Source organism: Flavobacterium panacagri (assembly GCF_030378165.1).
Lineage (GTDB): Bacteria > Bacteroidota > Bacteroidia > Flavobacteriales > Flavobacteriaceae > Flavobacterium > Flavobacterium panacagri.
Genome location: NZ_CP119766.1, coordinates 5,629,271 through 5,643,673, shown reverse-complemented (window position 1 = coordinate 5,643,673; position 14,403 = coordinate 5,629,271). Strand labels below are relative to the sequence as shown.

Below are 14,403 nucleotides of genomic sequence, written 5' to 3'. Positions count from 1 at the left end.
TGAAATTTAATTTTTTACTTTTTTCTTTCCAAAAGTGCCATATAGAATCCGTCAAAACCAGATTCTGAAGCTAACATTTTACGATCTTCAATAAAAGTAAATTGTTGTCCGATTTCTGTTTTTAAGAATTTCTCCACTTGCTCCTGATTTTCTGAAGGTAAAACAGAACAAGTTGCATAAACCAATTTTCCGCCTGGTTTTACAATTTTAGAATAGCTTTCTAAAACTTCGCTCTGAACTTTACGGATATTATCGATAAATTCAGGCTGTAATTTCCATTTAGAATCCGGATTTCTTTTTAAAACCCCTAATCCGCTACAAGGAGCATCAATCAAAACGCGATCAGCTTTTTCGTGTAATTTTTTTATCACTTTAGTGCTGTCGATAATGCGGTATTCAATATTGAAAGCGCCGTTTCTTTTAGCTCTTAGTTTTAATTGCTTTAATTTACTTTCATACAAATCCATTGCAATCAGCTGTCCTTTGTTTTCCATTAAAGAAGCCATGTGCAATGTTTTTCCTCCAGCACCAGCACAAGTATCTACCACGCGCATTCCTGGTTTTACGTCTAGAAATCCTGCAACTAATTGCGAGTTGGCATCTTGTACTTCAAATAAACCTTGTTTAAAAGCATCAGTTAAAAATACATTGGCTCTTTCTTTTAAAACAAGAGCTTCTGGCTGGTCTTTTAAATATTCTGTTTCAATATTTAAATCCATTAAAGTATTTCTAAGGCTTTCTTTAGTTCCTTTTAAAGTGTTGGTTCTAAGGATCACTTTTGCCGGCTGATTTTGTGCAGCAATTTCTTTTGACCAAACTTTTTCGCCTAATTCTTTTACGCCCAATTCATCCATCCAGTCAGGAATAGATTCTTTAAGTGCCCTGTTTTTAGATAATTCGTCAAAACGGCCTTTTATTTTTCTTTCAGGAGTTCCTTCCAATTGTCTCCAATCAGGAATTGGATAACCGCGAAGAACAGCCCAAACGGCAAACATTCTCCATAAATTATCTCTGTCATAAGGTTCTTTAACTTCTGCAATTTCAGCGTATAATCGTTTCCATCGAACAATCTCGTATATGGTTTCAGCAACAAATTTACGGTCAGAACTTCCCCAGCGTTTGTCTTTTTTTAATGCTCTAGCTACAACTTTGTCTGCATATTCTCCTTCATTGAAAATAGCATTCAAAGAATCGATTGTCGTATAAACTAAATTTCTGTGTAATCTCATTTTATTTATTTGAAGTGCAAAGGTAGTATTAATTGATTGAAAGTTAAATTTTTAATACTGAATCTTATTTCGGATTCTCATTAAAAGAAAAAACACTCTAGTTAAGAGTGTTTTTTTTGAAATATTTTGGATGTTTTTTATTCTTTAGGAACAATACGCGTTAATCCAATATTTTCTGGAGCATGAAGCACCATTGGGAATTTCTCTACTTTAACAGAACTGCTGTCTAATCCAAAAGCTCTTTCTTCAGACAAACTCAGTTTTTTGATGAAAAAGTACGAGTTCATAATAATGTTTTCGTGCCATCTTAAATCATTGTCGTTCGATAAGAATTTTTCAGACAGTACAAATTTGAAGTCTCCAATGATATTGTTTTTGTTTAAAGATTCGTAACGGCTGGTAATATCAACTTCGCCACGTTTTACCATATCTTTGATAACTTCTCTAAACATCAAATTGATTTTGGTTGGTTCTCTAAAACCTAAATTGAAGTCAATTCTATAGATATCGTCTTTGGCAATTTCTGTTACTTTATACTGCGTTTTATAAGGTTCAGTCAAAATGTTCACGTGAACAAACCAATAAATATCTGCTCTTTTTGGACGCTTTTGAAGAATAGAATAAATGATTTTTTCCTCCAATTCATCAACACGATTGGCATTGGTCATGTAAACCAAGTGCGTTGCGTATTTCGGAATAGATAAATCTTGACTCAATTCTACTAAAACTTGTTTGTAGTCATCAACCTTAACCACTTTTGTGTAGTTTTTGTTGATTTTCTTCGCCAAATACCAGATTGTCATTACAGAAATCAGCATGCTTGCAATGATTAATGTTACATAACCTCCTTCGGCAAACTTGGTGATATTAGCAAAAAGGAAACTGAATTCGATTAACAAATAAATGGTAATCAACGGAACCATGAAGTATAGTTTTACACGTTTCATGATTAGATAATAATTCAACAAAATAGTCGTCATGATCATGCAGAGAATAATAGCAAGACCATAAGCATGCTCCATATTTCCTGATTTTTCGAAGTGTAAAACAATTCCAACACAACCAAAAAACAATAACCAGTTAATTGATGGAATGTATAATTGACCTTTTACTTCTGTTGGATATTTGATTTTTACTTTTGGCCAGAAATTCAGACGCATTGCTTCATTGATCAAGGTAAATGAACCGCTAATCAATGCTTGAGATGCAATCACGGCTGCTAAAGTTGCCACTACAATTCCAAATGGTAAAAACCAATGTGGCATAATTAAGTAAAACGGATTTCCATTTTCTCCTCCTAATTGCTGTAAGGTGCTTCCTTCGTGGTGGATTAAATAAGCAGCTTGTCCAAAGTAGTTTAAAACCAAAGTAGTTTTTACAAACATCCAGCTTATTCTAATGTTTTTTCTACCACAGTGTCCCATATCTGAATATAAAGCCTCAGCTCCTGTTGTACATAAAAATACAAATCCAAGAACAAAGAAACCATCAGGATGTACCGTTAATAAATGGTATGCGTAATAAGGATTTATGGCTTTAATAACTTCTGGGTAATTAATAACCTGAATAGTTCCTAAAGTTCCAAGCATAGCAAACCAGATTAACATCATTGGAGCAAAGAATTTACCAACTAGTTTAGTTCCGAATTGCTGAATAGTGAAAAGAACAAACAAGATCGAAATTACAATATATACAATAGTTTGCGTCTCCATTGTAGGATAGAAAGCTCTAATTCCTTCTACTGCTGATGAAATCGAAATGGGTGGTGTTATGATTCCGTCTGCAAGCAGGGCACTTCCTCCAATTATGGCGGGCACGATTAGCCATTGAATTTTTGTTTTCTTGACTAAGGCGTAAAGTGCAAAAATTCCACCTTCACCATGATTGTCTGCACTTAAAGTAATAAGTACATATTTAATTGTAGTTTGTAATGTCAGCGTCCAAAAAACACAAGAAATACCTCCTAAAACAATATCGGCATTTATTACGTGATTGCCTAGAATAGCCTTCATTACGTACAATGGAGAGGTTCCAATATCTCCATAAATAATCCCTAAAGTAATCAATAAACCCCCAATAGACAACTTACTATGTAAGTTTTTATGCGATGCGCTCATGTATATTTTTATAAAAGACGGTTGCAAATTTACTGTTTTAAAACAAATTAGCAGCTATTATAATTAAAAAGATAAAAAAAAGCACAATCGTAAAATTGTGCTTTTAAATTTAATTATAATTTGAAATATTCTTAACCTCTTCTTCCTCCGCCACCTCTAGAGTTTGATCCACTTTCTCTCTGAGATTCTCCTCCTCCGCGAGATTCTTGATTCATTCTTGGTGATTCTGAACGTGGTTGACTTTGTGCTGGTCTAGCTGAATATTCTCTGTTAGAACTTGATCTGTTTTCAGAGTTGCTTCTTGGTGCTTCAGCTCTTTGAACTGGAGCAGATGGTGTGTTGCTAACTCTGTTCTGCGAATAGTTTCTAGAATTTTCTGATCTCTGAGTAGACATTTCACGATTCGAGTTTCCTCTGTTTTCAGAATTCCCTCTTGAAGTCATTCCAGAATTGTTGTTTCTAGATTCTGTTCTTGGAGTATTTTCAACTCTTGCAGTGTTGTTTCCTCTGTTGGAATAGTCTCTATTTACAGTTCCTTCTGTGTTTCTATTTGGAGTTCTGTTGGTAGAGTTGTATGTTCCGTTGTTTCTGTCTACAGAAGTTCTGTCTGTTGTGTTTCTATTTTCAGCATAATTTCTATTTGAAGTTCTGTTGTCAGAAGATATAGGTCTTGCTGTGTTTCCTCTATTGGTATTATAGCTGTTTCGGTTGGCTTCTCTACTAGATACACGTCTTTGGTCTAAATCATATCTATTGCTCACATTAGAATGTCTTTCAGCAAAACTGTAGTTTGGTCTTATTCTTTCGTATCCGTAAGTACGTCTTGTTTCGTAAATCACAGGAGCTCTATAACTTCTTCTCACATTTACATAGTTGTAGCTGTTATGAACATTGATGCAAACATTTACATTGTTTCTGTATCTGTAAACCGGATAAGGTCTCCAAGCGCTGTAATAAGTTGGATAATAACCCCAATACCATGTTGAATAGTAAGGTCTGTAATTAGTAACCCAGAAAGAAGTATAAATTACTGGAGCAACACTATAAACTGGCTCATAAATGTAATTTGCTCCATATAAATAAGAGTTACCTACAATCTGTACACTTACTTTGTTGTAATTATCTCTCTCAACATCAATAGTTGCAACGTCTTGGTAAACATCACGGTCTAAAACGGCTTGAATGATTACCACGTGGGTTCTGTCTTCTACACTTTCGATTACACGAAGGTAATCTACTTCATCATCGCCATTAAGATCAAGGTTTGAAATTTGATATTTTGGATCGTTTAATCTTCTTTCAAAATCTTGAAGGTTTGCAGATTCTCCAAACATGGAAGCAACGGCTCTTAAATCTAAATTATCGCTTATATCTGAATTTTTTGCGTAAACTGTAGTTTGACTCTGTGCTGCACAAGAACCAAAAACTATCGCTGTGATCGCTATTAAAAGTAATTTCGTTTTCATGACTAAATCATATTAAATTGTTTGTACTTGGAGATATCCAATTACTGTGCCATAAATTTATTTGCTAAATGTAGTGAGTGTAATGAACGGTATATTAGTTGATTGCGTTTTGTTTGTTCTTTTCTGAATGTAATCGGTTGCATAAAAGTATGGACTTATTATTTCTTGAAAATGAGCTAAACCTATTTGAGATATTATAAATAATCGTATTTTAGCGTTAACCAAATTTAAATTCCTTATGAAGAAACTAGTTTTATTTTGCAGTATTTTTATTTTATTGATGTCTTTTGGAACATTTAATTCTAAAACTAAAGTTGCTTATAATAGCGGTTTTACATCAATGACTGTAGATACTTTATTTAAAGATAGAATTAGCATTAGAGCCATTTTGGTTGATAAAAATAAAATTTGGTATGGAGCTGATAATTCACGTTTCGGTTATTATGATTTAACTAAAAATGAAAAATTTGAAGAGCATATTTATCGTGATACTTTAAATTTGGAATTTAGAAGTATCGCACAGACTTCTAAAGATATTTTTCTGCTTAGTGTAGCCAATCCCGCTTTACTTTATGCTGTTTCCAAAAAAGACAATAAAGTTAAATTAGTTTATAAAGAAGTTAATCCAAAAGTTTTTTACGATAGTATGCAGTTTTGGAATGATAAAGAAGGAATTGCAATTGGCGATCCAACAGAAGACACTTTCTCTGTTATTGTAACTCGTGACGGAGGAGAAACTTGGACAAAACTATTGTCAGATAAATTGCCTACAAATTCTGTTGGTGAAGGAGCTTTTGCAGCAAGCAATACTAATATTGTTATAAAAGGAAATGATACCTGGCTGGTTTCTGGCGGAAAAAAAGCACGTGTTTTTTATTCTCCCGATAAAGCAAAAACTTGGAAGGTCGTAGAAACGCCAATTGTGCAAGGAAAAGAAATGACCGGTATTTTTACAGCCGATTTTTACGATTCTAAACAAGGTTTTATTGCAGGAGGAGATTATGATCTTCCAAACAATAGAAATGATAATAAAGCCTTTACTAAAGATGGTGGTAAAACTTGGGAATTGATTGGGCAGAATATGGGATTTGGCTATGCGTCTTGTGTACAATATGTTCCTGGAGGAAATGGAAAAGAAATTATCTGTGTAGGTTCTGAAGGAATACAATATTCTCAAAACGGCGGTGAAAACTGGATGCAGTTATCTACCGATACAAAACTTTTTACAATTCGTTTTATAAACAGAAATACTGCAATTGCAGCGGGGCATAATAAAGTAGTTCGACTGAACTTTAAATAAAAAAATAAGAACCCTAAATAATAAAGTAAGTATTATTATATAGGGTTCTTATCGCTGTTGTTTCTTTACTGAGATTTAATCTTTGCCGGCTTTATCTCGATATTGCTGCAGTAATTTTCGATTAAAATCGTCTTCAGATTTTTTAAGCTTTAATATTTTTTTTGCCGAAAGTATTTTCTTCAAACTCGCCATGTATTTTTCACGAAGTACATATAATTCCTTATCTGTGCTTTCAATTTGAGATAATAACGTTACAGCGTCTTTTTCAGATAGATTATTGATGTTGTCATCATTTAATTTCCGAATGTAGGTTTTCATTTTTAAATGCTTCAGATCAAATTGTTTGTCATCATAAGCATTGTATATCGGCCAGAATTTTTCGGCTTCTGTTGAAGTTAATTCTAATTCCGTTGTTAAAAATGAAACTTTAAAAGCTTTGATTTTTTCACGTTTTTCATCTATTTTTCCATTTTGAGCAAAAAAGGAAAAACTGGTCAGAAAGAGCAGTAGCGGTAAAATATTTTTTATTTTCATTGTAAAGTAAAGTTGGAGTTAAGTCTAAGTTTAGTTCTGTTCTGAAATTAAGTGTTCTATATTCGGACTTGTAGATAAAATATCTTCTATAGTTTCATCTTCAAGAGTAATATCATTATTTAATTTTTCAATATCGCTATCATCCAATTTCTGAATAAGATCTATTGAGTCAGATTAGACTGATAGGATAAATAAGTTTCTAAAGCGGCTTCGTCAAGGTCGTTTGATGTTGCTCTGTAATTATTCACAATCGGAATCATTAATGCTAGACCAATAACTGCTGCTGCGGCTAAAGAAAGTACTTTTTTACGTTTGTAAAACGGAATTACTTTAACCTCTTTTTCGTTTAATTGCTGTAAAACTTTTTCTGGAAAATTATCAAAATAATGTTCTGGAGTTTTAAATCCAGATTTTATTTTGGGTTCGTTTTCTAATTTAAATGTTTTCATAATACCTATAAGATAGTTTTAGTTACAAAAGGTTTAATTTGATGTAACATATAATTCGATTTTTTTAACTGCGTGATGATAAGATGCCTTAAGTGCTCCAACAGAAGTTCCTAAGATTTCTGCAATTTCTTCATATTTAATTCTTCAAAATATTTCATTTTGAAAACTAATTGCTGTTTTTCCGGAAGTGTTACAATTGCTTTTTGAAGTTTGATTTGAATTTCATCTCCATCAAAATAAAGATCTGCTTTTAGATTGTCGATGGTTTTGTTCTGCAAATCTTCTGATGAAATCCCGCTTAATTTTGCCTTTTGAGATAAAAAAGTCAAAGCTTCGTTTGTGGCAATACGATACATCCAGGAGAAAAGTTTACTTTCACCTTTAAAGTTTTTAAGATATTGAAAGACTTTTACAAAAGTATTCTGTAAAACATCGTCTGCATCGTCATGATTCAAAACAATATTTCGAATATGAGAATACAAAGGTCTCTGATAATCAGACAAGAGTTTTTGAAACGCGGTATTCTGCGTTTCAGGGTTTAATAATTGTTTTATAAATTCCTTCTCGTCTATCAAACTTTTTGTTTTGTAAACTTTAATATAAGTTAGACTAAATTTAAAACAAAAGGTTTAATTGACCTTAAAAATTTAGAATTCAGATTGTTCCTCTTCTTTTGCTGGAGGTGTTGTGGCAGGCGCTGGTGTAGCAGGTTTACGTCTTACTGGTTCTGCCTGTACTGGTTCTTGTGCTTGAGTCTGTGTTTCTTGTGAATAATCAGGCTGCGCAATTACAGGTTCTACTTTAGGTATGATTGGAAAATATATTTCAGTTTCCAGCTTAGAAGAGCCTTTTACATCCAGTCTGCTTAAAGTTAATACTTCAAGATGCGACCAGCTTAGTTGTGGCGTGATTTTTCCGTTGTTTATAAAAGCTACTGTTTTGGCAATAGCTTCATTTCTATGAGAATAATCTCCAGTTAGTGTTGTTTTTACAGCATCAAATCCATTTAGTTTTCCAGATAGAATATCACTTCCAGAACTGATAGAAATTTCTTTATTGATTGGAAGACAAATTGATATTTTGGCTAAACCAGTTTTAGTGTCGTAAGTGTGGTAAATAATAAAAGGTTTTCCACTTGTAGATAATCCATTTGTTTCACTGAAATGGATAAGTTTCGGAATTACAATTCGAGCATTTTTGCTGACTTTTTCAATTTCACTTGTAAAAGTCTGGCGAATGTAAGGTGTCTCTGTTTTTTTTACTAAACCATCGACTTTGATAGCATAAGTTTTGGTTTCGTAGTCAAGGTTTTTGTCAATATTGGCTAAGCTTTTTTCGTAAATAGTTCCAATAACTTTATTAGAACCTCCGTGTAAAGCAGTGTAAATTTTAAATAGAAAACTCATAGTTCCTTTTGCTTTCCAGGTCACTTTAGTTTTTCCGTTTAAAGTGTCTTTTAAAGTCCAAGAAACATCGGCTTCAGTGCCATCATATTGCATTTTTTGTTCAATGCTTTCGCCTTCTTTTGTTTTAAGAGTGATTGCATTTCCTTTTCCATCAGCTCCATCCCAATAAAAAGAAGCGCCATTTCCACTTGTTTTGTTAGGGAAAGTCATTTTTATAGATGGATCTTCAACTGACCAAGATTCAAAATCTTCATAATTTCTGAAGTCATTAAGATAACTGTAAACCGTTGCACGAGGCGAGTTAATTACTTTACTTCTTTCTACATCAAAGATTCCTTTTTGAGTAGCAACAAAAACAGTAAGGGCAACAAGGCTTAATAACGCGAAAAGAAATAAATACTTAAGAATCTTCATTGGTAGGTTGTTTGATTTCGTAAAGTTATAAATTTATCATGAGTCTTACTAATAACCAAAAATTATTAGGTTTTATTTTGTTTGAATGAATTTTTAATTCAGAAAAGACTCTTTTGCGCTCAAAAAATAATTATCTCTTAAAAAAGATTTTGATTAAAAATAAAATGGCAATGAAAAGCAAAAAAACAAGCAATACTTTGTAATTTCCTTTGTAAAAGATCTTATGCAGTGCCAGATCTCTTCGATAAGCAAATATCATTATGATTACAAACGCAATAAAAAAACACACTCCAAATAGTATTTGTCCTTGACTAAACATAGCTTTAAAAATTATTTTTGGCAAATTTAGAGAATTGAATATGATTTGAAGCTAATAACCGTTTCATTTAATGTAATTTTATTTTAGTATTATGTTTAAGTGAATTAAATTAGCAAAAAAAAAGAAAACTACTATATGAAAAAACAACTCGACGCCGTAACAGAATTTCACACTGCTTTTAAAATTGGACACAGTACAACTCCAACTGCCGATTTAGGAGCTGAGAAGAAATTACTTCGTTATAACTTAATGAAAGAAGAAAACGAAGAATACTATGAGGCGGTTCAAAATAATGATTTAGTTGAAATTGCAGATGCTCTTGGTGATATGATGTATATTTTATGCGGTACCATTATTGAGCACGGATTACAAGATAAAATCGAAGCTGTTTTTGATGAGATTCAACGCAGTAATATGAGTAAATTAGGAGAAGATGGCCAGCCAATTTATCGTGAAGACGGTAAAGTAATGAAAGGCCCGAATTATTTTAAACCAGATTTTTCAAAATTATTCTAAAAAGAAAAAGATTAAATTTTTTTAAACACATAGAAACATAGTTTTAGACAGCCAAAAAAAAGGTGTTTCACTAGCATAAAAGCACATAGTCTATGTGTTAGAAACATGTTTCTTTTTGAATTCTTTAAAAAAAAAATCTATGTTTCTATGTGTTTAAATTCAAATAAAAAACCCGATAAAAATAAATTTATCGGGTTTCTCTTTTTATATGGTTTTGGATTATTGCACTTTAACTGTCCATCCGTAAGTATCTTCAGAAAGTTTGTTTTGAAGACTTGTTAATTTTTCTTTTAAGAATGAAGCGTACGAATTCTCGATTGGAGCCATTTCATAATATTCATCTTGATACGAAAATCCTTTGATTACACTGATAACTGCAGCAGTTCCTGCTCCAAAGATTTCTTTTAAAGATCCGTTTTTAGCTGCTTCAACTAATTCTGAAACAATTACTGGGCGAACTTCAACATTTAATCCTTCTTTTTCAGCCATAGCAATCAAACTTTTTCTGGTAACACCATCTAAGATTCTTTCGCTTGTTGGAGCTGTTAATAAAGTATCGTTAATTCTGAAGAAAACGTTCATTGTTCCCGCTTCTTCTAATTTTGTATGCGTCGCATCATCAGTCCAGATAACTTGTTGGAAACCGTCTTTGTTTGCCAAGTTAGTTGGATAAAACTGCGCAGCATAGTTCCCAGCCGCTTTTGCAGCACCAATTCCTCCGTTTGCAGCTCTACTGTAGTGTTCAGCAATAATTACTTTTACTTCACCTCCGTAATATGCTTTTGCAGGAGAAAGTAAGATCATGAATTTATATTCGTCAGATGGATTTGCGATAACTCCAGGCCCTGTAGCAATCATAAAAGGACGGATGTACATACTTGCACCGTTTCCTCTTTGAATCCAGTCTTTGTCTAATTTCAATAATTCGTTCAAACCGTCCATGAAAATAGCTTCTGGTACTTCTGGCATCGCCATTCTTACTGCTGAACTATTGAAACGTTTGTAGTTTTCATCTGGTCTAAACAACCAAACATCATTATTGTCATCTTTATAAGCTTTCATTCCTTCAAAAATAGCTTGACCGTAATGGAAGACTTTTGAAGATGGATCCATCAAAATAGGAGCGTAAGGTTTAATGACAGGATTTTGCCATTGTCCGTTTTTAAAATCGCATTCGAATAAATGGTCTGTAAATACAGCACCAAAACTTAAGTTGTCAAAATCTACTTCATTGATCTTTGTAGAAGTAGCTTTTATGATTTCAATTTTGCTTGTTTGAGTTGTACTCATAAGTTGTGTAAGTTTTTTTGTGAGATATTTTTTCGCCTTAGAAAGTCTAAAGTGATGATATCATGTAAAATAGAATTTATTGAATACAAAATTAAGTAAAATTATGTAAAAAGCTTAGTGAAAATTCATTATTTATACCTTTTGACTGAGATTTATTTATCCTATAATAAACTCAAATATTTAATTGATTTTTATAAATAATTTATGAAAAAAGTATCGTTTTTTAAGGCTTTACGCATTAGTTTTGACTAATTTTGAATGTAAATAAAGCTTGAAAATCAATAATAAGCTACTGTAAATTTCGAAAAAGTGAAAAGAGAAATAATTAAAACGTTAGATGGTTCAACTACAATTCGTTTGCCAGAATGGGATGAATGTTATCATTCTAAGCATGGAGCAATTCAGGAAGCAAAACATGTGTTTATAAAAAACGGACTTTCATTATTTGATGAATCTGTAAGTGTATTAGAGATTGGTTTTGGAACAGGTTTAAATGCTTTTATTACTTTTTTAGAGTCTGTTAGAAAAAAACAGCATATAGATTATGTTGGAGTAGAAGCTTATCCGGTTGATGCTGATGAAATTTTAGAAATGAATTACGCTGTAGAACTTGACGCATTGGAATTTGAGAACATTTTCGAGAAAATGCATAAGACAGAATGGAATCAAAAGGCAGAAATTTGCGACCAGTTCTTATTAACTAAAAGAAAACAATTTTTTCACGAAATAAACGATTTCGAGACTTTTGATTTGATTTACTTTGACGCCTTTGGATTTAGAGTTCAACCAGAACTTTGGAGTACGGAGATTTTTCAGAAAATGTACAATAGTTTAAAACCAAACGGAGTTCTTGTTACTTACGCAGCGCGCGGAGTTGTTAAAAGAAGTATGATTGAAGTTGGATTTACGGTAGAAAAATTAGCAGGCCCTCCAGGCAAAAGAGAAATGTTTCGAGCCTTTAAAAAGGTTTAAATGAGTTGTTTAGAATGATTCTATATTGATTTATTTATTTTAAGAAAACGTATTCGTTGCTAAAGTTTTGAAAAAAAATAGTTAAAAAGAGATTTTATATATGATTAATGTTTAAATTTGGTGCGAGTTTAAAAATAGAGATAACCCCCAAAAATCTTGTTTTATTATGTCAAAAATGATGTTCGATTACACGAAATCAATACTTGAAAGAGTAAGTTTCGATCCGGTGCTTTTCTGCAAAGAGTTAGAAAAAGCTATCAAAACACTGTTACCATACGAAATGGAACAATTACAAGAATGGCTGTTGAATTTCATAATTGAAAAGCCAGAATTAAAACCAAGTCTACAACTAATTAAAGTATAAAAAGAAAGGAGCCTAATTGGCTCCTTTTTTTATGACTACTTTTTTTGTAGCGGACTAATGATTTGAACATTCTGAAAAACAATGGCACCTTTTATAACGCCAGCAATTGTAGATCGGAGTGCGTCAATGATTTGCATTTTTAATTCGCTCTTTGGGTAAATCAAACTTACCTCACGGGCAGGTTTTGGTTCTTTAAAGTTTCGAAGTTTCAGTTTATCGGATTCTTTTAAGTCTAAGGTGTGCAAGTACGGAAGTAATGTTGTGCCAAGGCCTTCGTCTGCCAATTTAATCAGGGTTTCAAAACTACCGCTTTGAATCTGGAAATTAGATTGGTCAGCGTCAGAAACACTTTTGCATAAATTTAGAATTCCGTCTCTAAAACAATGTCCGTCTTGTAGCAATAAGATTTCATTTAAATTTAAATCAGCCACTTCAATTTCTTCTTTTTGAAAACTTGCATGACCTTCAGGAATATAAGCTACAAAAGGCTCAAAGTATAATACAATTTCTTTGATTTTTTCATCTTCTAAAGGTGTTGCGGCAATGGCAGCGTCTAAATGACCATTTTTTAATTTTAAAATGATTTCCTCTGTATTTAACTCTTCAATTAAAAGTTTAACTTTTGGATATTTCTTAATGAAGTTATTTAAGAACATTGGTAGAATAGTTGGCATAATGGTCGGAATGATTCCCAAACGAAATTCCCCTCCAATAAAACCTTTCTGTTGCTCTACTATATCTTTAATACGATCGGCCTCGTTTACAATATTTTTAGCCTGATTTACTATTTTCTGACCTATATCAGTAAGCTGTATAGGTTTCTTGCTTCTGTCGAAAATTAAGATATTAAGCTCTTCTTCAATCTTTTGTATCTGCATGCTTAAAGTTGGCTGCGTTACAAAGCATTTTTCGGCAGCAAGCGTGAAGTTTTTATGTTCAGCAACTGCTAACACATATTGTAATTGAGTTATAGTCATATTGATAATAAATTTTGATGCAAAAATAAGAAAATATAATTTTTATTTATATAAATTTTCTTGAAGTTGCTTTAAATTTGTAGTAAATTAGAGTAAAAAATTAGATCATGAAAACAAATATTTTAGGATTACCTGTAAAAGAGTCAGAATTATTAGTAAAAGAATTGAATGTATTGTTGTCAAATTTTCAAGTGTATTATCAAAATTTGAGAGGAATTCACTGGAACATTCGAGGAAAACGTTTTTTTGATTTACATGTAAAATTCGAAGAACTATATACAGATGCACAGCTAAAAATTGATATGATAGCGGAGAGAGTTTTAACGATTGGTGGCACTCCTTTGCATACTTTTGAAGATTACATTCAAAACAATAAATTAACAGTTGGAAAAAATATTTCTAATGATGAAAAGGCGGTTCATTTAATCGTTCATTCCTTATCAGATTTGTTAAAAATCGAAAGAGAGATATTAAACAAATCTGACGAAATAAATGATGAAGGAACCAATTCTATGATGAGTGACTTTATTTCTGAGCAGGAAAAAACAATCTGGATGATGAATGCATGGCTTGAAGAGACTCTTTAAGAACTTGTTTTTTAATAAATTAGAAGCAGAACGGCATAAAAATTGCGTTCTGCTTTTTTGTTTTTGTTAAATTTCTATAAAAATCTCTTTGATTTTATTTGTTTAACGCTATTTTTGTTTCGATGAAATTTGTAGCCCGCATATTATTGTTCATATTCATTGCCTTCTTATCGACTCCGACAATTGTTCAGGCGATTAAGAAAGGGAATAGTGCGGCTGTATCTTTTAGTATTGCAGAAGAGGAAGTGCATAAAGAACTTAAAAATGTAATGCATCCTTCCATTCTTGAGCATGAAGTTATCATTCCGGTTTATATCGAGAAAAAAACGATTATTTCTGAAAATATTGTAAAACTTGACAATATTTCTCCGAGCATTTTTGCTCCACCTCCCAATTTAGCATAATACTTCCGATTATTTTGATCTTTAACCGCATTTGAACAATAGACGCGGTAAATCTTTTA

General features: G+C 32.3%; 14 protein-coding genes and 1 pseudogene. 6 read left to right on the top strand and 9 right to left on the bottom strand.

What is annotated here, in order from left to right; translation table 11 throughout:
* Nucleotides 1–14: 14 nt before the first annotated feature.
* From P2W65_RS23895 to P2W65_RS23885, 3 genes are all read right to left on the bottom strand, one after another.
* The gene (locus P2W65_RS23895; protein ID WP_289662051.1) at nt 15–1,229 is read right to left on the bottom strand and encodes an RsmB/NOP family class I SAM-dependent RNA methyltransferase; all 1,215 of its coding nucleotides are present in this window, start codon (nt 1,227–1,229) and stop codon (nt 15–17) included.
* Between the two features lie 137 nt (nt 1,230–1,366).
* On the bottom strand, nt 1,367–3,346 hold the full coding sequence (locus tag P2W65_RS23890; protein WP_289662049.1) for a KUP/HAK/KT family potassium transporter: 1,980 nt from the start codon (nt 3,344–3,346) through the stop codon (nt 1,367–1,369).
* A gap of 131 nt (nt 3,347–3,477) precedes the next feature.
* Nucleotides 3,478–4,812, bottom strand: a complete 1,335-nt coding sequence (locus tag P2W65_RS23885) for a hypothetical protein (protein WP_289662047.1) — start codon at nt 4,810–4,812, stop codon at nt 3,478–3,480.
* A gap of 238 nt (nt 4,813–5,050) precedes the next feature.
* Between P2W65_RS23885 and P2W65_RS23880 the strand changes: the two genes are divergently transcribed.
* Nucleotides 5,051–6,112, top strand: coding sequence for a beta propeller repeat protein (locus P2W65_RS23880; protein WP_289662044.1), 1,062 nt, complete (start codon nt 5,051–5,053; stop codon nt 6,110–6,112).
* A gap of 75 nt (nt 6,113–6,187) precedes the next feature.
* Here P2W65_RS23880 and P2W65_RS23875 read toward each other — a convergent pair whose 3' ends face one another.
* The 4 genes and pseudogenes from P2W65_RS23875 to P2W65_RS23860 form a co-directional block, all read right to left on the bottom strand.
* On the bottom strand, nt 6,188–6,646 hold the full coding sequence (locus P2W65_RS23875) for a sensor of ECF-type sigma factor (RefSeq protein ID WP_091491847.1): 459 nt from the start codon (nt 6,644–6,646) through the stop codon (nt 6,188–6,190).
* Between the two features lie 161 nt (nt 6,647–6,807).
* Nucleotides 6,808–7,095 (bottom strand): hypothetical protein, encoded by a 288-nt coding sequence (locus P2W65_RS23870; RefSeq protein WP_289662041.1) that lies wholly within the window; start codon nt 7,093–7,095, stop codon nt 6,808–6,810.
* Between the two features lie 33 nt (nt 7,096–7,128).
* Nucleotides 7,129–7,670, bottom strand: a pseudogene (locus tag P2W65_RS23865) (RNA polymerase sigma factor).
* A gap of 72 nt (nt 7,671–7,742) precedes the next feature.
* On the bottom strand, nt 7,743–8,915 hold the full coding sequence (locus P2W65_RS23860) for an SRPBCC family protein (RefSeq protein ID WP_289662039.1): 1,173 nt from the start codon (nt 8,913–8,915) through the stop codon (nt 7,743–7,745).
* Between the two features lie 454 nt (nt 8,916–9,369).
* Here P2W65_RS23860 and P2W65_RS23850 point away from each other — a divergent pair, with 454 nt between their 5' ends.
* Complete coding sequence (locus tag P2W65_RS23850) at nt 9,370–9,750, top strand: pyrophosphohydrolase domain-containing protein (protein WP_091491839.1); 381 nt, start codon at nt 9,370–9,372, stop codon at nt 9,748–9,750.
* A gap of 219 nt (nt 9,751–9,969) precedes the next feature.
* On the opposite strand, the gene P2W65_RS23845 is transcribed toward P2W65_RS23850, so the two are convergent.
* Nucleotides 9,970–11,040 (bottom strand): branched-chain amino acid aminotransferase, encoded by a 1,071-nt coding sequence (locus P2W65_RS23845; protein ID WP_289662035.1) that lies wholly within the window; start codon nt 11,038–11,040, stop codon nt 9,970–9,972.
* A gap of 309 nt (nt 11,041–11,349) precedes the next feature.
* Between P2W65_RS23845 and mnmC2 the strand changes: the two genes are divergently transcribed.
* Complete coding sequence (mnmC2, locus tag P2W65_RS23840) at nt 11,350–12,012, top strand: tRNA (5-methylaminomethyl-2-thiouridine)(34)-methyltransferase MnmC2 (RefSeq protein ID WP_289662032.1); 663 nt, start codon at nt 11,350–11,352, stop codon at nt 12,010–12,012.
* A 166-nt stretch (nt 12,013–12,178) separates the two neighbouring features.
* A complete protein-coding gene (locus P2W65_RS23835) occupies nt 12,179–12,376 on the top strand; it encodes a hypothetical protein (protein WP_073416676.1) in 198 nt (65 codons plus the stop codon).
* A gap of 35 nt (nt 12,377–12,411) precedes the next feature.
* Here P2W65_RS23835 and P2W65_RS23830 read toward each other — a convergent pair whose 3' ends face one another.
* Nucleotides 12,412–13,353 (bottom strand): LysR substrate-binding domain-containing protein, encoded by a 942-nt coding sequence (locus P2W65_RS23830; RefSeq protein ID WP_289662026.1) that lies wholly within the window; start codon nt 13,351–13,353, stop codon nt 12,412–12,414.
* A gap of 107 nt (nt 13,354–13,460) precedes the next feature.
* Here P2W65_RS23830 and P2W65_RS23825 point away from each other — a divergent pair, with 107 nt between their 5' ends.
* Both P2W65_RS23825 and P2W65_RS23820 read left to right on the top strand, forming a co-directional pair.
* Nucleotides 13,461–13,940, top strand: coding sequence for a Dps family protein (locus P2W65_RS23825; RefSeq protein ID WP_091491835.1), 480 nt, complete (start codon nt 13,461–13,463; stop codon nt 13,938–13,940).
* Nucleotides 13,941–14,062: 122 nt separating this feature from the next.
* Nucleotides 14,063–14,344, top strand: a complete 282-nt coding sequence (locus P2W65_RS23820; RefSeq protein ID WP_289662023.1) for a hypothetical protein — start codon at nt 14,063–14,065, stop codon at nt 14,342–14,344.
* Nucleotides 14,345–14,403: the final 59 nt, after the last annotated feature.

Excerpts from the sequence above, each read along its gene's own strand:
- P2W65_RS23895 (WP_289662051.1), bottom strand. The coding sequence starts at position 1,229 with ATGAGATTACACAGAAATTTAGTTTATACGACAATCGATTCTTTGAAT.
- P2W65_RS23890 (WP_289662049.1), bottom strand. The coding sequence starts at position 3,346 with ATGAGCGCATCGCATAAAAACTTACATAGTAAGTTGTCTATTGGGGGT.
- P2W65_RS23885 (WP_289662047.1), bottom strand. The coding sequence starts at position 4,812 with ATGAAAACGAAATTACTTTTAATAGCGATCACAGCGATAGTTTTTGGT.
- P2W65_RS23880 (WP_289662044.1), top strand. The coding sequence starts at position 5,051 with ATGAAGAAACTAGTTTTATTTTGCAGTATTTTTATTTTATTGATGTCT.
- P2W65_RS23875 (WP_091491847.1), bottom strand. The coding sequence starts at position 6,646 with ATGAAAATAAAAAATATTTTACCGCTACTGCTCTTTCTGACCAGTTTT.
- P2W65_RS23870 (WP_289662041.1), bottom strand. The coding sequence starts at position 7,095 with ATGAAAACATTTAAATTAGAAAACGAACCCAAAATAAAATCTGGATTT.
- P2W65_RS23860 (WP_289662039.1), bottom strand. The coding sequence starts at position 8,915 with ATGAAGATTCTTAAGTATTTATTTCTTTTCGCGTTATTAAGCCTTGTT.
- P2W65_RS23850 (WP_091491839.1), top strand. The coding sequence starts at position 9,370 with ATGAAAAAACAACTCGACGCCGTAACAGAATTTCACACTGCTTTTAAA.
- P2W65_RS23845 (WP_289662035.1), bottom strand. The coding sequence starts at position 11,040 with ATGAGTACAACTCAAACAAGCAAAATTGAAATCATAAAAGCTACTTCT.
- P2W65_RS23835 (WP_073416676.1), top strand. The coding sequence starts at position 12,179 with ATGTCAAAAATGATGTTCGATTACACGAAATCAATACTTGAAAGAGTA.
- P2W65_RS23830 (WP_289662026.1), bottom strand. The coding sequence starts at position 13,353 with ATGACTATAACTCAATTACAATATGTGTTAGCAGTTGCTGAACATAAA.
- P2W65_RS23825 (WP_091491835.1), top strand. The coding sequence starts at position 13,461 with ATGAAAACAAATATTTTAGGATTACCTGTAAAAGAGTCAGAATTATTA.
- P2W65_RS23820 (WP_289662023.1), top strand. The coding sequence starts at position 14,063 with ATGAAATTTGTAGCCCGCATATTATTGTTCATATTCATTGCCTTCTTA.